Source organism: Thalassobaculum salexigens DSM 19539 (genome assembly GCF_000423805.1).
Lineage (GTDB): Bacteria > Pseudomonadota > Alphaproteobacteria > Thalassobaculales > Thalassobaculaceae > Thalassobaculum > Thalassobaculum litoreum.
In genome coordinates this window covers 1,753,691-1,779,962 of the sequence record NZ_KE384093.1, presented here as the reverse complement: position 1 = coordinate 1,779,962, position 26,272 = coordinate 1,753,691, and the positions used below count along the sequence as shown (strand labels likewise).

At 67.8% G+C, this 26,272-nt stretch carries 19 protein-coding genes and 2 tRNA genes; 6 read left to right on the top strand and 15 right to left on the bottom strand.

Annotated features, from left to right (window positions below; translation table 11 throughout):
* Positions 1-33: 33 nt before the first annotated feature.
* Together G578_RS0112680 and G578_RS28435 are read left to right on the top strand one after the other, a co-directional pair.
* Entirely contained in the window at positions 34-1,224 is a 1,191-nt protein-coding gene (locus G578_RS0112680; RefSeq protein WP_028794550.1) for a multidrug effflux MFS transporter, read from the top strand.
* Complete coding sequence (locus tag G578_RS28435; RefSeq protein WP_051244732.1) at positions 1,221-1,736, top strand: pyridoxamine 5'-phosphate oxidase family protein; 516 nt, start codon at positions 1,221-1,223, stop codon at positions 1,734-1,736. Before G578_RS0112680 ends, G578_RS28435 begins: the two co-directional genes overlap by 4 nt.
* Positions 1,737-1,775: 39 nt before the next feature.
* On the opposite strand, the gene G578_RS0112670 is transcribed toward G578_RS28435, so the two are convergent.
* The 6 genes from G578_RS0112670 to G578_RS0112645 form a co-directional block, all read right to left on the bottom strand.
* On the bottom strand, positions 1,776-2,741 hold the full coding sequence (locus tag G578_RS0112670; protein WP_028794549.1) for a M14 family metallopeptidase: 966 nt from the start codon (positions 2,739-2,741) through the stop codon (positions 1,776-1,778).
* A 71-nt stretch (positions 2,742-2,812) separates the two neighbouring features.
* Positions 2,813-4,294, bottom strand: a complete 1,482-nt coding sequence (locus G578_RS28430; RefSeq protein ID WP_051244729.1) for a matrixin family metalloprotease — start codon at positions 4,292-4,294, stop codon at positions 2,813-2,815.
* Positions 4,295-4,297: 3 nt separating this feature from the next.
* Positions 4,298-4,810, bottom strand: a complete 513-nt coding sequence (locus G578_RS0112660; RefSeq protein WP_028794548.1) for a hypothetical protein — start codon at positions 4,808-4,810, stop codon at positions 4,298-4,300.
* Positions 4,811-5,172: 362 nt separating this feature from the next.
* A tRNA-Glu gene (locus G578_RS0112655) sits at positions 5,173-5,248 on the bottom strand.
* A gap of 100 nt (positions 5,249-5,348) precedes the next feature.
* Positions 5,349-5,424, bottom strand: a tRNA-Glu gene (locus tag G578_RS0112650).
* A gap of 144 nt (positions 5,425-5,568) precedes the next feature.
* On the bottom strand, positions 5,569-6,633 hold the full coding sequence (locus G578_RS0112645) for a cyclase family protein (protein WP_211228898.1): 1,065 nt from the start codon (positions 6,631-6,633) through the stop codon (positions 5,569-5,571).
* 157 nt (positions 6,634-6,790) lie between these two features.
* On the opposite strand from G578_RS0112645, the gene G578_RS0112640 reads away from it, so the two are divergent.
* A complete protein-coding gene (locus tag G578_RS0112640) occupies positions 6,791-7,858 on the top strand; it encodes a CobW family GTP-binding protein (protein ID WP_028794546.1) in 1,068 nt (355 codons plus the stop codon).
* Between the two features lie 6 nt (positions 7,859-7,864).
* On the opposite strand, the gene recJ is transcribed toward G578_RS0112640, so the two are convergent.
* From recJ to G578_RS0112620, 4 genes are all read right to left on the bottom strand, one after another.
* On the bottom strand, positions 7,865-9,607 hold the full coding sequence (gene recJ, locus G578_RS0112635) for a single-stranded-DNA-specific exonuclease RecJ (RefSeq protein ID WP_084618852.1): 1,743 nt from the start codon (positions 9,605-9,607) through the stop codon (positions 7,865-7,867).
* A gap of 77 nt (positions 9,608-9,684) precedes the next feature.
* Positions 9,685-10,641 (bottom strand): class II fructose-bisphosphatase, encoded by a 957-nt coding sequence (gene glpX, locus G578_RS0112630; RefSeq protein WP_038014947.1) that lies wholly within the window; start codon positions 10,639-10,641, stop codon positions 9,685-9,687.
* A 160-nt stretch (positions 10,642-10,801) separates the two neighbouring features.
* Positions 10,802-12,094 carry a homoserine dehydrogenase gene (locus G578_RS0112625; protein WP_028794543.1) on the bottom strand — a complete coding sequence of 431 codons (1,293 nt, stop codon included), beginning with the start codon at positions 12,092-12,094 and terminating at the stop codon, positions 10,802-10,804.
* A 60-nt stretch (positions 12,095-12,154) separates the two neighbouring features.
* Positions 12,155-13,783: an OmpA family protein gene (locus G578_RS0112620; RefSeq protein WP_028794542.1), complete on the bottom strand. Its 1,629-nt coding sequence runs from the start codon at positions 13,781-13,783 to the stop codon at positions 12,155-12,157.
* 256 nt (positions 13,784-14,039) lie between these two features.
* Here G578_RS0112620 and G578_RS0112615 point away from each other — a divergent pair, with 256 nt between their 5' ends.
* Positions 14,040-15,842, top strand: a complete 1,803-nt coding sequence (locus tag G578_RS0112615; protein ID WP_028794541.1) for a PHA/PHB synthase family protein — start codon at positions 14,040-14,042, stop codon at positions 15,840-15,842.
* Positions 15,843-15,852: 10 nt separating this feature from the next.
* Positions 15,853-17,220: a formimidoylglutamate deiminase gene (locus G578_RS0112610; RefSeq protein WP_038014100.1), complete on the top strand. Its 1,368-nt coding sequence runs from the start codon at positions 15,853-15,855 to the stop codon at positions 17,218-17,220.
* On the opposite strand, the gene G578_RS0112605 is transcribed toward G578_RS0112610, so the two are convergent.
* The 5 genes from G578_RS0112605 to G578_RS0112585 all read right to left on the bottom strand — a co-directional run bounded on the left by G578_RS0112605 (position 17,210) and on the right by G578_RS0112585 (position 24,267).
* A complete protein-coding gene (locus tag G578_RS0112605; protein WP_028794539.1) occupies positions 17,210-18,718 on the bottom strand; it encodes a M81 family metallopeptidase in 1,509 nt (502 codons plus the stop codon). The two genes, G578_RS0112610 and G578_RS0112605, sit on opposite strands and share 11 nt — an antisense overlap.
* An 83-nt stretch (positions 18,719-18,801) precedes the next feature.
* On the bottom strand, positions 18,802-20,565 hold the full coding sequence (locus G578_RS0112600) for a TRAP transporter permease (protein ID WP_028794538.1): 1,764 nt from the start codon (positions 20,563-20,565) through the stop codon (positions 18,802-18,804).
* 68 nt (positions 20,566-20,633) lie between these two features.
* Positions 20,634-21,590 (bottom strand): TAXI family TRAP transporter solute-binding subunit, encoded by a 957-nt coding sequence (locus G578_RS0112595; RefSeq protein WP_028794537.1) that lies wholly within the window; start codon positions 21,588-21,590, stop codon positions 20,634-20,636.
* Between the two features lie 183 nt (positions 21,591-21,773).
* Positions 21,774-23,480: a methyl-accepting chemotaxis protein gene (locus G578_RS26135; RefSeq protein ID WP_051244725.1), complete on the bottom strand. Its 1,707-nt coding sequence runs from the start codon at positions 23,478-23,480 to the stop codon at positions 21,774-21,776.
* 109 nt (positions 23,481-23,589) lie between these two features.
* Entirely contained in the window at positions 23,590-24,267 is a 678-nt protein-coding gene (locus G578_RS0112585) for an HAD family hydrolase (protein ID WP_028794536.1), read from the bottom strand.
* Positions 24,268-24,981: 714 nt separating this feature from the next.
* Here G578_RS0112585 and urtA point away from each other — a divergent pair.
* On the top strand, positions 24,982-26,265 hold the full coding sequence (gene urtA / locus G578_RS0112580) for an urea ABC transporter substrate-binding protein (RefSeq protein ID WP_028794535.1): 1,284 nt from the start codon (positions 24,982-24,984) through the stop codon (positions 26,263-26,265).
* The last annotated feature ends 7 nt before the right edge of the window (positions 26,266-26,272 follow it).

Sequence of the window (26,272 nt, the reverse complement as noted above, 5' to 3'; positions counted from 1 at the left end):
AGTTAGATCTCCATCCTCGCCCCCAAAGGCTTCATGTCAGATAAACCGCTCCCCCCGCCGATCTGGATCCTGATCGTCGCGACGGCCACGGGTCCGCTCGCGCTGAACATCTTCGTGCCGTCGATGCCGGGTCTGGTGGACGTGTTCGACACCGACTACGCCATGGTGCAGCTCGCCCTGACTTCCTATCTGGTCGCGGTCGGTGTGGCGCAGCTCGTCTACGGCCCGATCTCCGACCGGTTCGGCCGGCGCCCGGCCCTGCTCGGCGGGCTGATCGTCTATGCGTTCGCCAACATCGCCTGCATGTTCGCCTGGTCGATCGAGAGCCTGATCGCCGCCCGGGTGCTGCAGGCGATCGGCGGATGCGCCGGCATGGTGCTCGGCCGCGCGATCGTGCGCGACGTCTACGACCGCAACCGGGCGGCCAGCGCCATCGCCGTCATCACCATGGCCATGGCGGTGGCACCGGCGATGGGCCCGGCGATCGGCGGGCTGATCGACGCCCATTTCGGCTGGCAGGCCACCTTCCTGGTGCCGCTCGCCGTCGGGCTTCTGGTTCTTGCCGGCGCCTGGTTCCGCCTGAACGAGACCAACACCCATCCGATCCCGACCATCGACGTCACGGCGATGCTGCGCAACTACGCCAGCCTGCTGCGGTCGCGCGCCTATATCGGCTATGCCGCCAATACCGCCATGTCGGTCGGCGCCTTCTTCTCGTTCATCGCCGGCGCCCCCTACGTGATGATCGAGGTGCTGCATGCCGGGCCGGAGGTCTACGGCTTCTATTTCGTGCTGATTTCGGTCGGCTACATGACCGGCAACTTCCTGGCCAGCCGGCTGTCGAACAAGCTGGGCGTGGACCGCATGATTCCGCTCGGCGTCGGCGTCTCCCTGGTGGGCGCTGTCACCGGCTTCAGCCTGATGATGGCCGGGCTGGTGAACCCGGTGGTGGTGTTCGTTCCGATGTGCGTGGTCGCCATCGGCAACGGGCTGAGCCAGCCCAACGGCATCGCCGGGGCGGTCAGCGTGAACCCGACGATCGCCGGCGCCGCCTCCGGGCTGATGGGCTTCGGGCAGATGGTGATCGGCGCCTGCTTCACCGTGGCGGTCGGCTATTTCCAGAACGACCACGATCACGCGGCGATGTCGTCCATGATCCTGTTCGCCACGGTCAGCTCGTTGCTGTTCTACCTGCTGGCCCGCACGGCGCCGCGCGGGGAATGAGCAGCCCGCCGCCCGACGATCTGGGCGCCCTGGCGGTCCGTATCGCCGGACGTCTGGCGGAGGCGGCGGAACGCCGCCATGGGGCTTGGCGCACCCCGGTGCTGGCGACCGCTACGCCGCAGGGACCGAGCGCCCGGGTGATCGTCCTGCGCGCGCTCGATGCCGATACCCGCCGCCTGGAGCTCTTCACCGACGCCCGCTCCGCCAAGGTCGGGGAGATCGCGGCGGATCCCCGGGTGGCGCTGACCTTCTGGGATCCCGAGACGTCGGAACAGCTGCGCATGACCGGACAGGCGGAAGCGATGGCGGATTCCGAGCGCGTCGCCGACCGATGGGCGGCGATCGGACCGGCCGGACACGCGCTCTACGACGGCGATGCGCGGCGGTTCGTGGTTCTGGACGTGGTCTGGAACCGCTGGGACTGGCTCTGGATCGGCGCCGATCCGCACCGGCGGGCCCGCTTCGTCTGGACGCCGAAGGGTCGCCGGGACGCGGCCTGGATCGCGCCCTGACGGATTAAGCCCAGACTCATCGCGCCCTGACCCGGCGCCCTAGACCGCCGCCTCGGAGAGTCGGGCGAGGCGGAACGCGCGCTGCCCCTTCACCGCCCGGTGGTTCGGCATCACCAGGATGCAGTCGTCATAGGGCGTGACGATCTCCTCGCCGCCATCGACGGCGATGACCGCGCCGGCCTTGTTGAAACGCTCCAGACCCTTGAAGTTCTCCGCGAAGAAGAAGTCGTCGGTGCGGATCGCGTAGCCGTGGGTCACGTCGGCAACGGTCACAGCCTCGACCGGCGCCGTGTGGCGATGCGCTTCCAGGGTCTCCGCGCTGATCATGTCCAGCGCATGCAGGTACTGCAGGGCGGTGTCGATGGCCACGTCGGCGCTGGATTTCGCCCAGTGCTGACCGCATTCCACCAGACAGGCGATGCGGTCGGAGGCCGGGTCGTTGAACGGCGCGTACTCGATCAGCCGCAGCCCCTCCACATGACCGGAGCCGCAGGCGATCATCGCGGGATAGCCGATCTGGCGGGTGAAGCGGCGCTCCTTCTCCAGGCCGTGGATCAGCATGATCGGGTCGGAATAGGTGCCCATGGAGTGGATGTCGAGCAGCCGCTCGACCCGGTCGTAGAGCGGCAGCAGTTCCCGCGCCCGGCGCAGTTCGACCGTGCTGTCCGATCCGTTGAGACGTTCCGGTGTCCAGACCCGGTTCATGTCCTCGTCGACGAAGCGCGTCTTGGTCGGGTGCGCCGGATCGAAGCGCAGATAGGCTTCCGGATTGACGAAGGCGACGGTCAGCTTGCCCCGGGTCGGCCGGATATCCTGCTTCATGAGGTAGTCGACCGCGATCGCCCCGCACAGCTCGTTGCCGTGGATGACCGCGTTGATCATCGCGTCGGGGCCCGGATTGCCGGAATCGAAGGTATGGACGTAGTCGATGCCGGTATTGCCGGTCCGGTACGCGGAGATGTCGGGCGCCTCCAACTCGACCGGATAGGCATTCGTCGCGGACATGGGTGCCTCCTGGAAAAGGGGCGCCAGTCTGCGTCGCCGCCGCCCGTCAGGTAAACACCGATAATGCCGCGTCAGAACACGTAGATGTCGAAGACGTTCAGCGAGGCGGTGGAGTAGTTCGACAACGTCACCGAATTTCCGGCGCCCAGATCGATCACGACGTCGCTGCCCACCTGGCTCGCCCGGTCGATGACGTCGGCGTCGGTGGCGATGCCGGTGCCGTTGATGTTCGCCTGAACCGCCAGATAGTCGGTGAAATAGGTGAAGTCGGTGATCGTGTCGCTGCCGCCGTTGGAGGTGAAGTAGAAGTAGTCGTAACCGTCACCCCCGGTCAGGACGTCGTTGCCCAGGTTGCCGTAAAGGGCGTCGCCCCCCGCCCCGCCGGAGATCGTGTCGCTGTCCTGCCCACCATAGATCTTGTCGCTCTCGCTACCGGCGACCAGCAGGTCGCCGCCGTGGTTGCCGTAGATCATGTCGACCCCCGCGCCACCGGAGATCGTATCCGAGCCCTCGCGATAGGCCAGCGTGGTGCCCGATCCGTAGGTCTGGGTCACACCGCCGTTCTGGCCGCCATACATCGTGTCGTTGCCGTCCCCGCCCAGCATCAGATCGGTGCCGATATTGCCGTAGAGCAGGTCGTTGCCGGCGCCGCCGCTCAGCGTGTCCTCGCCGTTGCCGGCCATCACGCCGTCATCGCCGGCGCCGAGCTGGAACAGGTCGCTGCCGCCGGCGCCGAGGAAGTAGTTGATCCCGGAATCGCCGGTGAAGACCTCGGCGGTGTCGGCGCCCCAGGTCACGTTGCCGATCGAGCCGACCGTGTCGGTCCCGTAGAGGTAGCGCACCGCCATCACGTCGAGCCATCCAAGGCCCGAGGCATAGGTGGCCGAGCCGTCATAGTAGGACATCACCGTGGTGTCGGTGTTGTCGATCGACCCCGGCAGGAAGGGACCCTCGGTGCCGGCGCTGTAGTTGCCGGGATGCTTCAGGCCGATCGCATGGCCGATCTCGTGCAGCATGGTGAGGTAGCCGTAATTCCCGACCTCCGGCGCGAGATTGTAGGAATAGTTGGTGGCGATCATCACGTCGCCGCCGATCTCGCTCGTCGAGGGGTAGTAGGCGTAGCCGGAGGATCCGGACTGGGAGTTCGCGCCGAAGCGGATCTGCCCGCCGGCACCGGCATCGGACACCTCGACGAAGGAGATATTCGCCACCGCGGCCCAGACATCCAGCGCGCTGCGGGCGGCGGCTTCCATCGCGCTGTTGAACGCCATGAAGCTGGAGTCGACCCCATGGTAGCTCGGCAGGCTGTCCATGAAGGAATAGGTCACGGTCGTGCCCACCCCCATCATGCCGATGCCCCACTTGCTGCTGGTGCCGATCACCACGGTGTCGAGATTGCCGTCGCCCGACGTCTCCGACCCCGACAGCGCCTGACGCCCGTCGGTCGTCCCGGAGCCCAGAGCGGCGGCGGCGCTGCCCGAACTGTGCCCGTAACAGCCGCAGGACCCACAGGCACAGGCGGCGGCCAGGCCGGCTTCGATGGCGGAACTCATTGTCTATCCCCTTTTCCCGGCCGCGCCGGACTGTGCGGACGGAACCGCGCGACGCCACGGATCCACCACCCGCTCGGCGAACTGACGGCGCAATCCGTCGGCGACCGCCTCGGGAGCCGTCACCAACGCCTCGGCCGACACCAGAACAGGCGGCGCGCCGAAGAGCTGTGCGTTCACCTGGTCCTTGCGCAGCAGATCGATATTGATCGCCAGAACGGGGCCGTTCGGTCCTTCGGTCGGAAAGCCGTTGACCAGGACGGTGATGGCGGCCTCGTCGGAGAGACCGGCCGTGCCGACCGCGACCGGCCGACCGGTGAGCTGCGCCAAGACATCCCGGGCGATCGTGCACAGCGCCTCGCGCTGCTCTGCCGCCACCGGTCGTCCGCAGAACACGACGAACCGCTCGACACCTCGGAAGATGGGCAGCGGCGATGTGGACTGGGCCTGCTGCGATCCGAGCATCACGCCCAGCAGCACGCTTCCCATCAGCAAGCCGGCACGGGTCTTGATCTGCACGTCATCCTCCCGGCCAACGTCCGCCGGAAAAATCCCGGCGCCGTCATCAGAGCAGATAGGTACTCTAAATGAACGGCGGCTGCGTTGAAATACAACGAGGCTGTGAAGGAACGCACAGCGGATCGACACCGGAAACCGGCGCGCTCTGAGCCAGGGTTACTCTGGGCCAGGATCACTCTGGGCCAGGATCACTCTGGGCCAGGATCACTCTGGGCCAGGATCACTCTGGGCCAGGATCACTCTGGGCCAGGATCACTCTGGGCCAGGATCACTCTGGGCCAGGATCACTCTGGGCCAGGATCACTCTGCGGCAGGACTACGCTGCAGCAGGGGCATATGGCGCAAAATGTGTGGAAAGCCTGTGGCGACCCCTACGGGATTCGAACCCGTGTTGCCGCCGTGAGAGGGCGGTGTCCTAGGCCTCTAGACGAAGGGGTCACAGAGGAGAGCGGGTTGATATCAATCCGCCGACAGCTTTGCAAGCGCGATCGCATCCTGAGGTCCGAAATTCCCGGGCGGCTGCGATCCGCTAGTAGAGTGGCGACCCCTACGGGATTCGAACCCGTGTTGCCGCCGTGAAAGGGCGGTGTCCTAGGCCTCTAGACGAAGGGGTCATCCGAGGAGGGTGGAGATACAGGCCACCGTTCGCGAAATCAAGCCCGAAGCACGCCGATTTTTCAGCCGGCCGGAAACCCCTTGTCTTCAGGTGCATTCCGGCCGGCCAGGCCGCCGCAGACCGTCCCCCGCCCGGGTCCGACTCAGGTGATCGCGATCGGCGATCCGGCCGAGCCGGTCCCACCCTTGATCGGCGTCGGTGCGAAGACATAGACGAAACGGTATTTGCCGTCGGCGATCAGCTCGTCGAAGAACAGGTTCTCGTGGTTGAAGATGCCGTTCTTGGTGATCAGTTCGGCATGCACCGGGAAGGCCAGGTTCGGATCCGGGTTCGGCACCACCTCGGTCGGCCAGGTATCGGCCCCGGTGATCGAGATCTCCTTGTCGATCAGCCAGCGCGCCACCTCCAGGCCGATGCCCGGGCAGCCGGAATTGAACCGGTCGTTGTTCTTCATCCACAGCGAGCCCCAGCCGGTGTTGAAGAACACCGCGTCGCCCGACTTGATATCGCCTTCCGACATGCCCTGCTTCGACAGCGCACCCTGGACGTCTGCCAGGGTGATCTCGTAGCCGGCATCCTTCATCTCGCCGAGCGAGCCGTGCACGTCGATCAGATGGGCCGGAGTGAAGAACGGCTTCACGTTCTCCACGCCCAGCTTGCCGAGACCGTAGGCGCCGCTGACGATGCTGCCGTCGAACCCGTTGTAGTATTTCTGGTCGCGCTTGTCGGCCGCATCGCCGGTGACAAGGCCGATATGGCCCAGCCCGTCGAACTGGGTGCCGACCTGCCCGACCTCGGTGGCGAGGAACTCGTCGTTATAGATCAGGTTGTTCTGCCCGTAGGGCCCGCCGGTGGGCGCGCCCGGAATGCGCACGGCGAAGACCCGCGCCCCGAACAGGGGCATGCCCGCCTCATAGGTCCGGCCGATCTTGTAGACCTTGCCCTCCCGGATCTGCGAGGCGGCCTCGAGCGTCTTCTCCGGGGTCATCCAGTTGGACGCGCCGGCCTCGTCGTCGGCGCCCCAGCGCGACGGCCACCACGGCTCGGGGGCCGTCGTCTGCGCCTGGGCGAGCTGATCGGAGCCCCCGCTGCCGACGAAGGCGGCGCTGCCGGCAGCCGCGCCGATCGCCGCGGTTTTCATGAAATCCCGGCGGCTGGGGGATTGCGGATCGGTGCCGTCGCCCGCCTCGAACTTGCTCCTGCGCATGACCATCTCCTCCCGATTTTCTTGTGGTGATGGCGGATTTCGCGCCGCCATAGGTAGAATGGTGACGACGCCCGCGACAAAGTGTCAAGCTATGCGAGACAAGAGCGGCCGAAGCCGCCGACGTTCGAACGACACGGCTTGGGAGGGCCTCTGAGAGATGTCCCTGTTCGAAACCGACAAGTCCGCCGACAGAATCCCCGTCTCCGTCCTGACCGGGTTCCTGGGCAGCGGCAAGACCACTCTGTTGAATGCACTGTTGAAAAATCCGGCGCTCGCCGACACCGCGGTGATCGTGAACGAGTTCGGCGAGGTCGGGCTCGACCACCTGCTGATGGAGTCCGTTGACGGCGAGATGACGGTGATGGCCTCGGGCTGCATCTGCTGCACCATACGCTCGGACCTGGAGACGACCCTGCGCGAACTGCTGTCCCGGGCGCGCACCGGCACCCTGCCCCGGTTCCGCCGGGTCGTGGTGGAGACCACCGGCCTGGCCGATCCGGCACCGATCGTGCAGATGCTGCTGAACAACCCGCTGGTCTCCGGCTTCTTCCGCCTGGACGCGGTGATCACGACCGTGGACACGATGCACGGCTTGGTCCAGCTCGACGCCCAGCCGGAAGCGGTGAAGCAGGCGGCCATGGCCGACCGGTTGATCCTGACCAAGACCGACCTCGCCAAACCGGACGCCGTTCGGGCGCTGGACCGGCGGCTGGCGGCCCTGAACCCGACGGCGGAGCGGATCCGCTCGGTCGCCGGTGCGGTCGAGCCGGGGCGCCTGTTCGATGCCGGCTGGTACGATCCGCAAACCAAGACCCCGGACGTGCAGCGCTGGCTGCGCGACGAGGCGCTCGAGGCCGAAAGCCGGCACGCGCACGACCATCATGCGGGCCACCCCCACCTCCATGACACCAACCGGCACGGCAGTGATATCGCCGCCTTCTCCCTCACCTTCGACGCGCCGCTGGACTGGGGTCGGGTCAACCTGTGGCTCGCCGCCCTGCGCGAGCGGCACGGCGACCGGCTGCTGCGGGTCAAGGGCATCCTCAACCTGGACGACGAGCCGATGCCGGTGGTGATCCATGGGGTGCACCACGTGTTCCACTCCCCTGCCCGGCTGTCGGACTGGCCGGAGGGGGATCGCCGGTCGCGGATCGTCTTCATCACCCGCGGGCTCGACGAAGCGACGGTGCGGAGCTTCTGGGAGGACGTCTCGGCGGCTGCGTAGCCGACGTCAGCCAGCCGGGGCGGCGTCGTCGATGACCAGCTGGACGTTGTCGCCGCCCCGGAAATCGTCCAGCCGCAGGTGCCCGGCCACGTGAATGGGAAGCTGGCCGGCCTGAAGCAGGCCGGGGCCGAGGTCGCCCGCCATGGCGCGGAAGGCGATGGCGTTGACCCGGCCGCCGTCGCCGCCCGCCAGCGTACAGCGCACGTGGTTCTCGCCGACCACCCCGCTCGACACCACCTTCGCGCCGGACAGCACGAAGCGCGGCTCGGAATTGCCGGTGCCGAACGGCCCGACCCGGGAGACCGAGCGCACCAGATCCGCCGTCGCGCCGCGCGGCGCGAGCGCGCCATCCACGGAGAGCTCGGCCACCAGCGGCGCGCCGGCCAGAGCCCCCGCCACCCGCTCGCCCAGGAAGGCGCGGAAGGCGTCGATCCGGTCCTCGGCCACGGTGAAGCCGGCCGCCATGGCGTGGCCGCCGCCCTTCTCCAGCACCCCGGCCTGGTGGGCGGCGATGACCGCGGCGCCGAGATCGACGCCCGGCACCGAGCGGCCGGAGCCCTTGCCGATGCCCGCATCCACGCCGATCACGCAGGCGGGCCGGTGAAAGCGGTCCTTCAGGCGGCTGGCGACGATGCCGACCACGCCTGGGTGCCAGCCCTGCCCCGAGACCACCAGGACCGGCGTGTCGCCCGCGGCCTCGGCCTGGAAGATCGCGCTGTCCAGCACCTCGGCCTCGATGGCCCGGCGTTCGTCGTTATACCGGTCGAGTTCGCCGGCGATGTGGCGCGCCTCGGCCGGATCGTCGGTGGACAGCAGTCGGGCGCCGAGATCCGCCTTGCCGACCCGGCCGCCGGCATTGATCCGCGGCCCCAGCACGAAGCCCAGGTGATAGGGATCCGGCTTGCGGTCGAGCCCGGCGACGTCCGCCAAGGCCGCCAGTCCCGGAGTCGACCGTGCGGCCATCACCTTCAGCCCCTGGGCGATGAAGGCACGGTTGAGGCCGGTCAGCGGGACCACGTCGCAGACGGTGCCGAGCGCCGTCAGGTCCAGGATCGCGCGCAGGTCGGGCTCGGCCTTGCCGGCGAACCAGCCCTTTGCCCGCAGCGCCCGGTTGACGGCGACCAGGGTGACGAAGGTGACGCCGCAGGCCGCCAGGTGGCCGAAGCCCGGCTCCTCATCCAGGCGGTTCGGATTGACCACGGCGACCGCGGCCGGTAGCTCAGGTTCGGCGATGTGATGGTCGACGACGATGACGTCGATCCCGGCGGCCCGCGCCTGTCCCAGGGTCTCGATCGCCAGGATACCGCAGTCGAGGCAGACCACGACCCCCGCCCCTTGGGCCACCAGCCCCTGCAGGGCCGGCAGGTTCGGGCCGTACCCCTCGTCGATGCGGTCCGGGATGTGCATGACCACCGGCGCGCCGACGGCCCGGAAATACCGCGCCATGCTGGCTGCCGACGTGGCGCCGTCGACGTCGTAATCGGCGAACAGGCCGATGGTCTGGCCGGAGACCACCGCCTCGGCCAGACGCTCGGCGGCGGCGTCCATGTCGCGGAAGCGGCTGGGATCGGGCAGCTCGGTGCGCAGGGTCGGCTCCAGGAACCGTTCCACCGCATCCAGGTCGATGCCGCGCTGGGCCATGACGCGGCCGACGATCTCCGGCACGCCGAAGCGCTGGGCGATGGCCAGGGCCAGCCTGTCCACCTCCACACCGCAGCCGCCGCGCAGCGTCCAGCGCCGCGCGGTCATCGATCGTTCTACACCGAGGAACGCGTCTGCCTGCGGCACGCGTCCTCCCCCCTGTTCCGGTTGGTCCGGTCGAACCGTCAGTCGCCCGACGGCTTACGGGTGAAGTCGTGGGTCGCTTCCACCGTGCGCACCGTGCCGGTCTTCGAGCGCATGATGATCGAGTGGGTGGTGGCGCCGCCGGCATAGCGCCGCACGCCGCGCAGCATCGCGCCGTTGGTCACGCCGGTGGCCGCGAACATGACGTCGCCGCCGGCCAGGCCCATGATGTCGTATTTCTTGTCGAGATCGGTGATGCCCCAGCGCTTGGCTCGGGCCTTCTCGTCGTCGTTGCGGAACAGCAGCCGGCCCTGGATCTGGCCGCCGATGCAGCGCAGGGCCGCGGCCGCCAGCACGCCTTCCGGCGCGCCGCCCGAGCCCATGTAGATGTCGACGCCGCTGGTCGGCTGCGAGGTGGCGATCACGCCGGACACGTCGCCGTCGGAGATCAGCATGATCCGCGCGCCGGCATCGCGCACCTGGGCGATCAGGTCGGCGTGGCGCGGCCGGTCCAGGATGCAGGCGACGATGTCGGCGACCTCGACGCCCTTCTCCTTGGCGAGGTTGTTCAGATTCTCCGCGACGCTGTTGTCCAGATCGACGATGCCCTGGGGCAGACCGCCGCCGACGGCGATCTTGTCCATGTAGACGTCGGGCGCGTTCAGGAAGCCGCCCTCCGACGCCAGCGCGATCACGGCCAGGGCGTTCTGGCCGCCCTTGGCGGTGATGGTGGTGCCTTCCAACGGGTCGAGCGCGATGTCGATCTTGGTGCCGCCGCGGCCGACCTTCTCGCCGATAAACAGCATCGGCGCCTCGTCGCGCTCGCCCTCGCCGATGACGACGGTGCCGTCGATCTCGAGATTGTTCAGCGCGGTGCGCATGGCGTCGACCGCCGCCTGATCGGCCATCTTCTCGTCGCCCCGACCCATCAGCCGGGAGGCCGCCAGCGCCGCCGCCTCGGTGACCCGCACGGCCTCCAGGGCGAGGTTGCGGTCCATGGTGAAGACTTCGGCGTTGTCGGACATTCTTTTCTCTCCCGGACTTTCCTGGGTGCGCCCGCCTGGGTACGCCCGTCGGTGCGCGATCAATCCCGTTGCGCCGGGTTCTTAACCGATCCCGGCGGGGTTCGCGACTCCCTATTGGCGCGTCACCGGCGCTCTACAGATCGACAATGCGGATCATCGCCGGCGGTTCCTGCACGGCGTCAAGTTTGGCGATGTCGGCCAGGGCCTTGCGCATGGAGGCCTCGTCCACCTCGTGGGTGGTGAGCGCCACCGGCACCTTCTCGTGCGGATCGCGGCCGCGCTGGACCATCGATTCCATGGACACGTTCTGGTCGCGCATGATCGCGGTAACGTCGGCCAGCACGCCCGGCCGGTCGATCACCATCAGCCGCACGTAATAGCCGCCGCGCATGCTCTCCCAGGGGGCTTCCCGACTGGTGGAGAGCCGTTCGGCCGGCACCCCGAAGACCGGAGCGCCGCGGCCCGAGGCGATGTCGACAACGTCGCCGATCACCGCCGAGGCGGTCGGACCCGCACCGGCGCCGCGGCCGTAATGCAGGGTGGTGCCGACGGCGTCGCCCTCGGCCATGACGGCGTTGAACACGCCCTCGACCTGGGCGATCGGCGCCGCCTTGGCGACCATGCACGGGTGGACCCGCTGGCGGATGCCCTCCGGCGTGCGCTCGGCAATGCCCAGCAGCTTGATGCGGTAGCCGAACTCCTCGGCATAGGCGATGTCCAGAGCCGAGATCGACCGGATGCCCTCGGTATGTACCGCCTTGAAGTCGACCGCGTGACCGAAGGCCAGCGCCGACAGCAGGGCCAGCTTGTGGGCGGCGTCGATACCGTCCACGTCGAAGGTCGGATCGGCCTCGGCGTAACCCAGATCCTGCGCCTCGGCGAGCACGTCGTCGAACGCCCGCCCGCTCTCGCGCATGGCGGTCAGGATGTAGTTGCAGGTACCGTTGAGGATGCCGTAGACGCGGCTGACCTCGTTGACCACCAGGCCCTCGCGCAGGGCGCGGATGATCGGGATGCCGCCGGCGACCGCCGCCTCGTAGGCCAGGGTCACGCCGCCGGCCTCGGCCTTGCGGGCCAGGTCGGAGCCGTGATGGGCCAGCAGCGCCTTGTTCGCGGTCACCACCGACTTGCCCGCGGCCATGGCGGTCTCGACCAGGGTCTTCGCCACCCCGTCTGAGCCGCCGATCAGCTCGCAGACCACATCGACATCGTCGCGGGTGGCCAGGGACAGCGGGTCGTCGGCCCAGTCGATGCCGGACAGGTCGATGCCCCGGTCCTTGGTGCGGTCGCGGGCGGAGACCGCCACCACATCGACCGGCCGGCCGGCATGGGAGGCGATCACCTCCCGCCGTTTCGCCAGCAGGCGCACCGTCTCGGCGCCGACCGTCCCCAAGCCCGCGACGGCTACCCGAAGCGCCTCGCTCATTTTCTCACCTACTGTATTAGATATCACCCACAGCGATGTGATTTCGCTGAATTAACCGACTCAATACTGGAACAGGATCTCGGCCCGACGGTTGCCCGCCTCGCCCGAGGGCATGCTCTCGTAGAACAGCGGCTGGCTTGCGCTCATCGCCTCGACCAGCACCCGCTCCCGCGGCACGCCGGCCTGGACCAGCGCTTCGCCGACGCGCTCCGCCCGGGCCATGGACTCCTGGAAGTTCACCAGCTCGTGGGACGACAGTTCCATCTCCGCGGTGCGGGCGGAGGCATGGCCGATCACCCGGATGAAGGCATCCGTCTCCCGGGCGGCCGAGGCGATGGAGCGGACCATGTCCATATCGTCGGCGCTCAGCGCCGAGGAGCCGTGGGCGAAGTTCACCGTACCCACCAGATAGGCCGGGCCGGTGAAGCCCATCTGATACTGGTCGAGAGCCGGGCCGTCGACGATCACGGACGGCGACTGGTCGGCCGCGCTGTCGGTGGCGGGCATCGGCGGGGCCGACGGCGCCGGAGCGGACGCCTGCTGATCCGGCGCCGAAGACCGGGCCGGCGGCGGCGTGGCGACCGTGGGCGCCGGCGCGTTCGGTGCGGCACCCGATACGGCAATCGACCCGGAAGTTCCGCCCGGACGGGTCACCGTCTCGTTGGCGATCTCGCCATCGGCGGTCCGCTCGACGGTCCGGGTGGAGACCAGGGTTCGGGTAATCTCCGGGCCCTCCTCCGTCGTGGCGCTGGGCGGCGGCGTGGTCCTGGCGGTCGACTGATTGCCGGCGGAATCCAGGCTGCGGCCGGTCGCCGACGGGGACGGGACGGGGCTGCGCGCGGCATCGGCCGTGGCGCCGGAGGCGGTCGCCGCCATGCGCGGCTCGGAGGCGAGCGCGCGGGTCGGGGCGTTCGGGTTTTCCTTCACCGTGGAGTGGGCGTCGGAGACCTTGCCGGTGGTGACAGGCGTGATGCTGTCGCGCTCCGGAGCCGGGCGATGCGGCCAGAGACCCGAAGTCTCGCCGCTGGACGGCGCCGGGCGGCTGGCCGTCGGCTCCGGGGCCGAGTCAGGAACCGGCGCCGGGGTGGCGACGGTCGGCGCTGGCGGCGGCGGCGAGCTCTTCGTCACCGCCGCCTGGTTCGAGGCTGCGCGGGGCTCCGGCGCATTCATCGTGGCGCGTGGCGGCGGCGATGCCGGCAGAGCCGCGGTCTGCTGGGCGCTGGACTGCTGGGCGCCGGTCTGCTGGGCACCGGTCTGCGAAGCGCTGGCCCGCGGCTTCGGCGGCGCGGCCGGCGCGGAGGCATCGGCGCTGTCGGTATAGCGGGCACTGTCGCGGTCGGCGACCAGACCCTGCTGGATGGCGTCGCGCTCCTCCGCCGTCGTCGACGGGGTCGGGCGCTCGGGCACGCTGGCAAGGTTCGGAAACGGCTTGTCGGCGGTCGAAGCGCCTGAAGACGCGGCGTCGGAGGACGCGGCCGTCTGCTGTTCGTCGTCGGAGAACCAGCCACCCACGGTATCGGTGGTGCCTTCATACCACTCGACAGGGTTGAGCGCGTCGGGCACCGAGGAGCACCCGGCAAGCACCAGAACGGCGGCCAGGGTGATGACGGGCGACGCCGAAACCCGGCGCCGCATGGCCCCGTTCGGCCCCACGAACCCAGACCCGTTCTTCTTCGTGGTTTCGACCATTCTTCTCTCCCGCATCGGCTGGCCAACGGCGTCGCGACACCGCGCCCGGAGTGTACGTTTCCTATTCCACGCAAGCCAGCATTCCAAGCACCTAAAATACCACGACTTTCCATCGGCGCCCATGTTGGCGGCCCGAGCCCCTTCCCATTGGCCTTGGGCGGAGGGTTTCTGCTACAAGGGCGGGGCGTGCGGGACGGCGCGTTTCAACGGATCCGCCGCACGCCTCCGGTCGAACGCACCAACGAGGATGCCGGTCATGACCGACAGCAGCGAGAAGAAGGCCTCGGCCCCAGATCCGGTCGAGATCTCCCAGGCGATGACCCATATCGCCGAGCGCAGCCAGCGCCTTGTCATGGACTTCCTGGAGCATCAGGACCCCCATGCGCTGGGCCTTTCCGACCCGCTGAACATCGGCAAGGCCTTCATGGACATGACGTCCAAGATGATGGCGGACCCGGGTAAGATCATGAAGGCGCAGATGGATCTGTGGCAGGCCTACATGACCCTGTGGCAGACCACCGCGTCGCGCATGATGGGCGCCACCGCCCAGCCGGTCGCCGCCACCGAGCATGGCGACCGGCGCTTCAAGGACGCCGCCTGGAACGAGAACGTCGTCTTCGACTACATCAAGCAGAGCTACCTGCTGACCGCGGAGTGGATGCAGCGCACCGTCCACGAGGTGGAGGGGCTGGACGACAAGACCCGGCGCAAGGTCGATTTCTACACCAAGCAGTTCGCCGACGCGGTCGCGCCCTCGAATTTCGTGATGACCAATCCGGAGGTGCTGCGCGAGACCATCGAGAGCGGCGGCGAGAACCTGCTGAAGGGCCTGGAGAACCTGCTGGAGGACCTGGAGCGGGGCAAGGGCAAGCTGTCGATCAAGATGGTCGACGAGGACGCCTTCAAGATCGGCGAGAACGTCGCCACCACCCCGGGCAAGGTGGTGTTCCAGAACGACCTGATGCAGCTGATCCAGTATTCCCCAACCACCGAGACGGTGCACCGCCGACCGCTGCTGATCGTGCCGCCTTGGATCAACAAGTTCTACATCCTCGACCTGCGCGAGAAGAACTCGTTCATCAGATGGGCGGTCGGCCAGGGGATCACGGTGTTCATCGTGTCCTGGGTCAACCCGGATGCCGAGCTCGCCGCCAAGAGTTTCGAGGACTACATGATGGAGGGCCCGCTGGCGGCGCTCGACGCCATCGAGCAGGCGACCGGCGAGCGCGAGATCAACGCCATCGGCTACTGCATCGGCGGCACCCTGATGGCCAGCACCCTGGCCTACATGACCGCCAAGAAGGACGACCGGATCAAGTCGATCACCTTCTTCACCACCATGGTCGACTTCACCGAAGCCGGCGAGCTGTCGGTGTTCATCGACGAGGCGCAGCTCGGCGCCTTGGAAGACCGGATGAACAAGGACGGCTATCTCGACGGCCGGGCCATGGCGACCACCTTCAACATGCTGCGGGCCAACGACCTGATCTGGTCCTTCGTGGTGAACAACTACCTGATGGGCAAGGAGCCCTTCCCGTTCGACCTACTGTACTGGAACTCCGACAGCACCCGCATGCCGGCGGCGATGCACAGCTTCTACCTGCGCCGCATGTACCAGGAGAACAAGCTGGTCGAGCCGGGCGGCATCACGCTCTGCGGCGTGCCGATCGACCTGACCACGGTCAAGCTGCCGACCTTCATGCTGTCGACCCGCGAGGACCATATCGCGCCGTGGAAATCGACCTATGCGGCGACCCAGCTCTACAAGGGTCCGGTGAAGTTCGTGCTGGCCATGTCCGGGCACATCGCCGGGGTGGTGAACCCGCCCACCGACAAGCCGAAATACGGCTACTGGACCAAGAGCGGCCGGGCGCCGAAGGATCCGGAGAAATGGCTGGCCGGCGCGACCGCCCACGAGGGGTCCTGGTGGCCGGAATGGAAGGCCTGGCTGGACAAGCATGGCGGCGGCCAGGTGCCGGCCCGCGTGCCCGGCGACGGCAAGCTGAAGGCGCTGGAGGACGCGCCGGGCAGCTATGTCGCGGTGAAGGCCGGGGACTGATCCTGCCGCGATGACGACGACGCAGATCTTCGCCCGCCGGGCGCGGCTGGAGGATGGCTGGGCCTCCGACGTCTGGCTGCAGGTCAGCGACGGCCGGATCGCGAAGATCGCGCCCGGCGGTGATCCGACGCCGCAGGCGGTGCGGGTCGATACCCTGCTGCCGGCCCTGGGCAACCTGCACAGCCACGCCTTCCAGCGCGCCATGGCCGGCATGACCGAACGGCGGCGCGCCGGACAGGACAGTTTCTGGACCTGGCGAACCCTCATGTACGCCTTCCTGGAGCGCATCACGCCTGAGCAGGTCGAGGCGGTCGCCGCCCAGGTCTATCTGGAGATGCTGGAGGCGGGCTACGCCTCGGTCGGCGAGTTCCACTACCTGCATCACCAGCCGGACGGCACGCCCTTCGCCGATCTGGCGGAAATGAGCGGCCGGATCGCGGCGGCGGCGGACCGGACCGGGATCGGCCTGACCCTTCTGCCGGTGCTCTACACCTATGGCGGCGCCGGTCAGCAGCCGGTGGCCGGCGGCCAGCGCCGTTTCGCCAACGATCCGGAGCGCTTTGCCGGGCTCGTGGAAGCGGCGAAGACGGCGACGGCTCCCCTGCCCGCCGATACGGTGGTCGGCCTCGCGCCGCATTCCCTGCGCGCCACCGATGCCGAGGGGCTGGCCGCCACGCTGGCAGCCCATCCGGACGGTCCGGTGCATATCCATATCGCCGAGCAGGCCGCCGAGATCGAGCAGATCGAGGGCTGGCTGGGATCCCGGCCGGTCGACTGGCTGCTGGCGAACCAGCCGGTCGACAGCCGCTGGTGCCTGATCCACGCCACCCACATGACGCCGCAGGAGACGGCGGGCGTCGCTCGCTCCGGGGCTGTCGCCGGTCTCTGCCCCATCACCGAGGCCAATCTGGGGGACGGCATCTTCGACGGCCCGCCCTATCTGGCGGCGGGCGGCGCGTTCGGCATCGGCTCCGACAGCAACGTGCGGATCGCGCTCGGCGAGGAGCTGCGCATGCTGGAATACTCCCAGCGCCTGCGCGATCGGGCCCGCAACGTGCTGGTGCCGGGCGAAGGCTCGGTCGGTGAGACGCTCTATGTGGGTGCGGCATCAGGGGGCGCGCAGGCCCTCGGCCGCGACGCCGGGGCAATCCGGAGCGGCGCCCTCGCCGATCTGGTGGCGATCGACACATCGGACCCGACCCTCTGCGCCCTCACCGACGACCAGATCCTCGACGGCCTCTGCTTCGCCGCCGGCGACGGTGTCGTCACCGACGTCTGGTCGGCCGGCCGGCACGTGGTCAGCGGCGGCCGCCACCTCAAGCGCGACGAAATCCGCGCGGCTTACGCCCGGGCGGTCTCCGACCTGCTCACCGGGTGACCGAGACCGGCTGCAGATCCTCGTCCAGCGGGAAGATCGGCCGGCGTACGGTCTCGAAGTTCAGCATCGAATAGTCCGACGTACAGACCCCGACCCCGGCGCATTCCACCGTCTCGGCGGCGAGGTCGCGGAAGCCGGCGCGCCAGTGGATGCGGCTCTTCAGCATCAGGTACGTCTTCGCCGTCGGGTCGATGCCGAGGGAGGTGAAGGCGGCGGTGTCGTTCGGCTCCTGCTGGGTGGAGGTGACGACGATCTCCACCTTGCCGGTGTCGAGCACCACGGTCGGGCCCATCGCGTTCATGACCCCCCGGCTCATCGGCCCGACATTGCGGAACCGGCCGTCGGAGATCAGCTTCACCCGTCCGCTCACCTCCAGGGGCTCGCCGGTGCGGCCGATGGAGGGCATGTCGGTCTTGCCGCCGAGGGACACCGTGACCTCGTTGCCGATGCCCGCGGCGATCATGGTCTCCACCGCCGCCGGATCGCAGATCGCGAAGGCGGCGACATCTTCAAGGCCTGCGTCCAGGATACCCTTCAGCACCGCCATGGTGTCCATCGACCCGCCGGACGCGGCATTGTCGTAATGGTCCAGCAGCACGATGGGTCCGTCGGCCTTCAGCTCCTGTGCCCGCTTCAGCGACTGCTCCAGCGGCTCGATCTCGTAGACGAAGGCCCGGCGCTCCTTCCAGGCGAGGTCGAGCAGCTCGTCGACCATGCGCTGGGCCCCTTCCGGATCGTTGTCGGTCACCACAACGGCGCTGGAGCCGGCCAGCCGGATATCGGCATGGGGAAAGCCGGTGAAGAAGCTGGCGCAGAGCGCGCCCTCGGCCTCCATCTTCTGGGCCAGTTCCTGGATCTGCTTGTTCGGGAAGTCGTGGGTCCCCTGGCGCATCACATGGGGCAGCATCGGCCGGTTGCCCCAGGCCATGGTCGGCTTGGCCGCCCCGCGCAGCATGGCCAGGATCGGCAGCGCGGTGCGCCGGCCGGTCTCGTAGATGTCCACATGCGGATAGGTCTGGTAGCCGGCGACCACGTCGGCATTCTCGACGATGGCCGGATACATGTTGGTGTGCATGTCCAGCGACACGCCGATCGGGGTATCCGGCGCCAGCGCGCGCACCCGGGCGACCAGCGGCCCCTCCCCGTCCTCCAGGCTCTCGGTGACCATGGCGCCATGCAGGTGGAGCAGGATCGCGTCGGGCTTCTCGGCGGTGACGGCGGCGCAGATCTTGTCGGTCATGTACTCGTAGGCGGCGTCCTCCACCGGCCCGCTCGGCCAGGCGCCCGCGGCCAGCGGCAGCACGTAGTCGAGCCCCTCAGCCTCGCAGATCTCGATATAGGCGCCGAGCGCGGAGCCGGTGCCCTTGAAGGCCTTCACCGCCGCCTCGCCCTCCGCCGGCAATCCCGTACTGCTGCCCCGGCAAAACCGCGCCAGCGGCGTCGGCACCGTGGAGAAGGTGTTAGTCTCATGCTGCATCATCGCCATCAGGATCTTCATCGCCGCCTCCTCCGCGTGTTCGGATACGGGAAGCCTAGCGTGCGCAGGGCTCGGGGAGCCAGATGGCGAATGCGGAGCGCGCCCTATAGCGGCCAGAACAGCAGCAGCGCGCCGACGACGAGCAGCCCGGCCCGCAGCAGCAAACGGCGCGGGGCGATCACAGCGAACGACACCGCCGTCAGGCCGAGGCCGATCTTAACCGCCGCCAGGATCGCCCAGACCGGATCTGTCGCCAGGGCGATCAGGTCCGGATTGGCGATCATCGCCAGCGGGATCAGGTACAGCCCGATGCCCAGTGCCATGGCATGGCCGGCGACCTTCAGCCAGTTCTCCTCGACCATCCCGGCGGCGATGAACACGGCACCGCAGACCGGCGGGGTGATGGTGCTGAGCAGGGCGAACCAGAACACGAACAGATGCGCCTGCAACGGCGCCAGGCCGAGTTCGATCAGCGCCGGTCCGGCTACCGAGACGCAGATCACGTAGGCCGCCGTCGTCGGCACCTCCATGCCCAGCACCAGACAGGCCAGCGCCGTCAGCAGCAGCGCCGGCCACAGCGCGCCGCCGGAACCGGACAGGATCAGCGAGGTGATCTTCACGCCGAGTCCGGTGATACCCAGCACGCCGATGATGATGGAGGCGCACAGGATGATCGAGGCGATGGTGGCGATCTGCTTGCCGGCGCCCATGCAGGCCTGCTCGACCCGCTCCAGGGTGCGGCCCCAGTCGAAACTCAGCCGGCCGTCGACCGGCAGCAGCATGGCACCTGCCAGGATCGCCAGGCAGGCGGCGTATTGCGGGGTGTAGCCGGCAGCGAACATGCCCCAGAGCAGGACGCTGAAGGGCGCCAGGAAGAAGGCCGAGGTGATCAGCACGTCGCGGGTCGCCGGCCGCGCATCCGCCGCCAGTCCGCGCAGGTCGTGGCGCAGGGAGAAGCCGTCGATGCCGACCCAGACGGCCAGGAAGTACAGGATCGCCGGCAGCAGGGCGGCGGCCATGATCGAGGTGTAGGGCGTGCCGGTCAGCTCGACCATCACGAAGGCGCCGGCCCCCATCAGCGGTGGCATGATCTGCCCGCCGGACGAGGCCACGGCCTCCACCGCGGCGGCCAGCGAGCGCGGATAGCCGAGCTTCAGCATGGTCGGCAGGGTGATCGCCCCGGTGGAGGCGACGTTCGCGGAGGCCGAGCCGGAGATCGAGCCGAACAGCGCGGAGGAGATCACCGAGACCTTGGCCGCCCCGGCGCGCAGGCGGCCGGCGGCGGCGGCGGCCACGTTCATGAAGCCCTGCCCGGCCTCGCCGGCGTTCAGCACGGCGCCGAAGATCACGAAGATGGCGACGATGTTGACCGACACGGCGGTCAGGCTGCCCCAAAGCCCGCCCTCGGCGATGGTGAGCGTGCCCAGGAAACTGTTCAGCGGCGTGCCCGGATGGCCGAACTCGCCGGGGATCCACTCCCCGAACAGGCCGTAGAGCAGGGCCAGGGAGGCGACCAGCGGCAGCGGCCAGCCGATTGCCCGGCGCGCCATCTCCAGCACCACCACCAGCAGCGTGACGGCGACGACGAGCTGGAAATCGCCGTCCAGGAACCCGTACTGGTCGGACAGGGCGTCGGCATTCACCACCAGCCAGAGACAGGCCGCCAGCCCCGCCGCGCCCAGCACCACGCCGCTGATCAACTCAGCCCGGCTACGGGCGACGAACAGCATCGTCCAGGGCAGGGCGAGCGCCATGTGCAGCGGCCGGCTGACCAGGTTCGGCACCAGACCCGAGAAGATCAGCCAGAGGTGAAAGGCGATCGAGGCGGCACCGAGGACGCTCCAGATCAGGCGGGCGGTAGGGGTCATACAGTGTCTCGAATACGAAACCGGCCCGTGCGGGATCACACGGGCCGGCCGGGGTCAGGAAAGGCGGATCACATCTGTGCGTCGGTCAGCGCGAAGCCCTTCTCCTTGTAGAACTTGACGGCGCCGGGATGGATCTTGCCGGCGATGTTGGCCATCAGATCCTCGTCCACGCCGTTCCACCAGGCCGCGTCCTTGCCCATCTTCGCCTTCTGCTCCCAGAAGGTCTTGGTGAGCTGGTAGGCGGTGTCGTCGTCCATGTCGGTGGTGGTGTAGGCGACCACCGGCAGCGAGGTGGTGACGATGTCGCTGTCCTGGCCGGCATAGGTGCCCGCCGGGATCACCAGTCGGGCGCGCTTGGTCTGGGCGATCTGGTCGTCGCTCAGCGACAGCACGGTCACGCCGGTGCCGGCGGCGGCCTCGATCACGTTCGGCGCCGGATAGGAGCCGGCGGTCACGAAGCCGTCGATCTGGCCGTTCTTCAGCGCCGGCACGGCATTGGACAGCTCGACATCGGCCAGGGTGACCTTGTCCTTGAGGCCGAACAGGTCGAGATACTTCTCGCCTTCCTTGGCGCCGAACGAGCCCTTGCCGAGCAGGATCGTCTTGCCTTCCAGGTCGGCGAAGCTCGACACGCCGGCATCGGCGCGCATGACGAAATGCATGGTGAGCGACGGGATCGGGAACAGCGCGCGGATCTCGTCGAAGCGCGGGTTGCCCTTGCCCTCGAACATGGCCTTGCCGCCCTGGGCCAGGCCGACCAGGGCCGGCGGGGTGGTGAAGACGTAGTTGCCCTTGCGGCCCATCACCTCCATCACGTTCTGGACGGAGCCCTGGCTCTCCTCGACGGTGACGATGACGGCGCCGTCGGAGCCGGCCTTCATCGCCTCGGCGATCTGCACGCCCATCTGGTAGTAGGACGAGCTGGACTTGGCGGATTTGTAGGTGACGCGGGTCTCGGCCGAGGCGGCGGTGGCCGACACGGCGAGAACGAGGCCGGCCACGGCCAGCGACTTCACGAACTTCATGGCGTTCTCCCGAACTGACGAAGGCGACCGGCATTCAGGGCCGACCGGTTGTGTCGGAAGTCCTACACGAGGCGTGGCATTGCGAAAAGCGCCCAAGAAGCCGGACGCCGGAATGCGAGCCGCCCGACCAAACGGCCGGGCGGCAGGGCATACAGGCGAAGCGGGACGAAACGCGTGATCGGGTCAGGCGGTCTTTGCCATCCCCCTGATCTCGGCCACCACGGACTCGACCGTCCGGCTGAGCGAGGTCGACAGCTGGTCGAGCTCGCCGCCGAGGGAGGAGACCTCCTCGGTCGCCTCGGCGCCGCGGCGGGCGCCGTCCGCTACCTGACGCAGCTTGTCGCCGACATCCTGCGACGCGCCGGCGACCTGCTGGACGTTGCCTGCGATCTCGCCAAGGGCGGCATTCTGCTCCTCCACCGCGCTGGCGATGGAGGTGGCGGTTTCGCGCACCCGGGCGATGATCTCGTTGATCCGGGAGATCGCGGTGACGGTCTCGCGGATCAGGCTCTGGTTGTTGGCAATCTGGCCGGAGATCTCCTCAGTGGCCTTGGCGGTCTGTGTCGCCAGGCTCTTCACCTCCGAAGCGACCACCGCGAAGCCCTTGCCCGCATCCCCGGCCCGGGCCGCCTCGATCGTGGCGTTCAGGGCCAGCAGATTGGTCTGCTCGGCGATCTCGGTGATCAGGCCCACGACCTGGCCGATTTTGTCCGCGGAGTCCGACAGGCGGGCGACCTGTTCCGCTGCCGCCGAGGCGGAGGCGCCGGCCTCGCCGACCACTTCGGTCGACATCGTCACCTGACGGCTGATCTCGGCCGCCGTGGAACTCATCTCGTCCGAGGCCGCCGCCACCGACTGCATGTTCGAGGTGGTCTGCTCGGTCGCCGCCGCCACGTCCTGGCTCATCGACCGGGCAGTATCGGTCACCCCGCGCAGGGTAGCGATCCGGTCGGTCATGCCGTTCACGCCCTTGCCGAGATCGCGGACGATGGCCGAGACCTTGGAGTCCAGCCCGTCGGCCAGCTCGGTCAGCAGCGCCGCCCGTTTGGTGACGGAGTCCCGCTCCAGCTCGGCCTGGCGTCGCTCGGCTGCGTCCTTCTGGATCGCATTCTCGCGGAACACCTCGACCGTACGGGCCATGGCGCCGATCTCGTCGCGACGGTCGGTCCCCGGCACTTGCACCTTCAGGTCGCCGTCGGCCAGCCCTGTCATCGCCCCGCCGAGACCGCCGATCGCGCGGCGCAGATCGACGACGGTGAAGCCGGTCAGAAGCAGCGCCAACGCCAGGATCGCGGCGCTGATCGATCCGAGTTGGATGGCCTGCTCGATGAAAGCGGCGTTGATGTCGTCGGCATAAATACCGGAGCCGAAGAACATGTCGCCGCGCGGGAAACCCACCGCATAGCTCAGCTTAAGAACATCGCCGTCCACACCCGGCTTGGGCCAGTAGTATTCGACCACCGCGTCGCCGTCCGCCCGAATGCCGTCGATCATCTCGCGAACGATATGCGTGCCGTTCTTGTCCTTGACCCCGAGCAGGGACTTGCCCTCGAGGCTGGCGTTGATCGGATGGATTCGGCCGACGCCGTCCATGGAGTAGGCGAACAGGTAGTCCTCGCCGTTGAAGCGGACACCGTTGATGAAACCGCGCAGGAGCGAGAACGCCTCGTCCTCGGTGATCTCTCCCGCATCCGCCCTGGCATAGGCGCTGTCGGCGTAGGAGCGGGTGGAGTCAACGACCGCCTTGACCAGGTCGAGGCGATCCTGACGGAGTTGCTGATAACCGTTGTAGAGCGACATAGCGGACAGGCCCAGCACGGCCAGCACCGTCACCGCGGCGAGCGCAGTAAGCTTGGCCGCGACGGAAAGGCGCGAGAGAAAATGCGTCATCGGGAAGTCTCCAGCGAAAAGATGTTGCCGAACCCTAAGAGACGCTCCGTAAAAGAATGGTGAATCCTTCTAAATATCAATATTTAAGACAATTTTAGAAACATGTCTTTCAGAGACGGTTCCGCCGGCCTGGACGCATCAGGTCGAGCACGTGGTGCAGGGTCTCCGCCACATGCAGGCACTTCTCGTGCATCTCCTCGGTCGGGTCGAGCAGATCCGGGACCATCACCGTCATCATGCCCGCGGCGTGGGCGGCCCGGACGCCGTTGTGGGAGTCCTCCAGCGCCAGGCAGTCGACCGGATCGATGCCGAGGCGCGCCGCGGCCGTCAGGAACGGGTCGGGCGCGGGCTTCGGACGGGCGTAATCGCCCTTGGTCACCACCGCGTCGAACCGATCGACAATGCCGCCCGGCCCGAGATACCGCGTGACCGCCTCCTGCGGCGAGGAGGTGGCGATCGCCCGGGGGATCCGCATCGCATCGAGGTGATCGAGCAGGTCCGTCACCCCGGCCTTCAGGATGGAGCCCACATCCAGGGACTCGTGGAACCGCACCCAGCAGGCGTCGAACACCCCCTCGGCATCGAAATCGGGGCCGTAATGGGCACGCAGGGCGCTGAGCGCCGAGGCGTTCGGCACCCCGATCAACTGCTGGAACAGCGCCATCGGGACGTCGTGGCCGCGCTCGGCTGTCACGGCGAAGAAGCTGTCGCGGAAACCGGTCTCGGTATCGACCAGCAGGCCGTCCATGTCGAACACGACGGCGCGGATCTGTCTTGGAAAGGTCATAGCCCCGTGTATCCGGATTTCGCGGCCCGGAAAAGCGGGTTTGCGGCCGAGACGGGTTTCCCGGCCGATGCGGGACTCCGGGCCGAGACGGGCTTTTTAGTTCTCCGTCTTTCCGGCCTTGCGCCGGGATCCAGGGATCAACGTGCCGGAGCGTCGGGAGATGGAACCGCACGGCTCCGGCACGCCGCACCCTCGGTCCCGGCGCAAGGCCGGGAAGACGGGAAAAGGGATTTGGCCGCTTTTTCCGGCCACGTCTCACAGCCACGTCTCCCAACCGCTCTTCCGCCCAGCCCCTTCCCGGCCTTGCGCCGGGATCCAGGGATCTGCGTGCCGGAGCGCCGGGAGATGGAACCGCGCGGCTCCTGCACGCCGCACCCTCGGTCCCGGCGCAAGGCCGGGAAGACGGAGAACGGTTGAGGCGGGAATCATAATCGTTGAGGTCTGAATCAGAACCGTCGAGGCGTGAATCATGGGACCAGCAGCGCGGCGGCTAGGACCTCCGGCGGGATTGCCCCAATTTTGGGCAGGTAATTGTGCATTGCAAAAATATGAAGCACGGATAGGGAGATTTAATCTAGGGATATTAAACCAAACTATATGAAATACCTCACTTTTTACGAGGATCGAATTACGCGCGACAGTGGCACATCTCTTGCGCCTGTTCCCCGTTGTCGCGGGCCTCTGCCCGCCCAAAGAGGGGCTTCATCCATGAAAATGACGAAGATGTTGAGGGGATCGGCGATCGGTCTGGCAGCCGGGCTGCTGATGTCCACCGCCGTTCAGGCTCAGGAAACGATCAAGGTCGGCATTCTGCACTCGCTGTCCGGCACCATGGCGATCAGCGAGACCACGCTGAAGGACGCCATGCTGATGCTGATCGAGCAGCAGAACGCCAAGGGCGGCCTGCTGGGCAAGAAGCTCGAGGCGGTGGTGGTGGACCCGGCGTCCGACTGGCCGCTGTTCGCCGAGAAGGCGCGCGAGCTGATCACCGGCTCCAAGGTCGCCGCCGTGTTCGGCTGCTGGACCTCGGTGTCGCGCAAATCCGTGCTGCCGGTGTTCGAGGAACTGAACAGCCTGCTGTTCTACCCGGTCCAGTACGAGGGCGAGGAGAGCCAGCGCAACGTGTTCTACACCGGTGCGGCGCCGAACCAGCAGGCGATCCCGGCCGTGGATTACCTGGCCGAGACCGAAGGCGTGGAGCGCTGGGTACTCGCCGGCACCGACTACGTCTATCCGCGCACGACCAACAAGATCCTCGAGACCTACCTGCTCGACAGCGGTGTGGCGCCCGAGGACATCATGATCAACTACACGCCGTTCGGTCATTCCGACTGGCAGACCATCGTCGCCGAGATCAAGGCGTTCGGGTCTGCCGGCAAGAAGACCGCGGTGGTGTCGACGATCAACGGCGACGCCAACGTGCCGTTCTACAAGGAACTGGCGAACCAGGGCATCAAGGCCGAGGACATCCCGGTCGTCGCCTTCTCCGTCGGCGAAGAGGAACTGGCCGGTATCGACACCGGCCCGCTGGTCGGTCACCTGGCCGCGTGGAACTACTTCATGTCCGCGCCGACCCCGGAGAACGACGAGTTCATCGCCGCCTGGCACGAGTTCATCGGCGACACCAAGCGCGTGACCAACGACCCGATGGAGGCGCACTACATCGGCTTCAACATGTGGATCAAGGCGGTCGAGAAGGCCGGAACCACCGACGCCGATGCGGTCATCGACAGCATCGTCGGCGTCTCCGTGCCGAACCTGACCGGCGGCTACTCGGCGATGATGCCGAACCACCACATCACCAAGCCGGTGCTGATCGGCGAGATCCAGGACGACGGCCAGTTCGAGACCGTGTTCGAGACCCCCGGTCTGGTGGTCGGCGATGCGTGGTCCGACTTCCTGCCGGACTCCAAGGCGCTGATCTCCGATTGGCGCAAGCCGATGAACTGCGGCAACTTCAACACCGCCACCGGCAAGTGCGGCGGCAAGGGTAGCTGACCCGGGT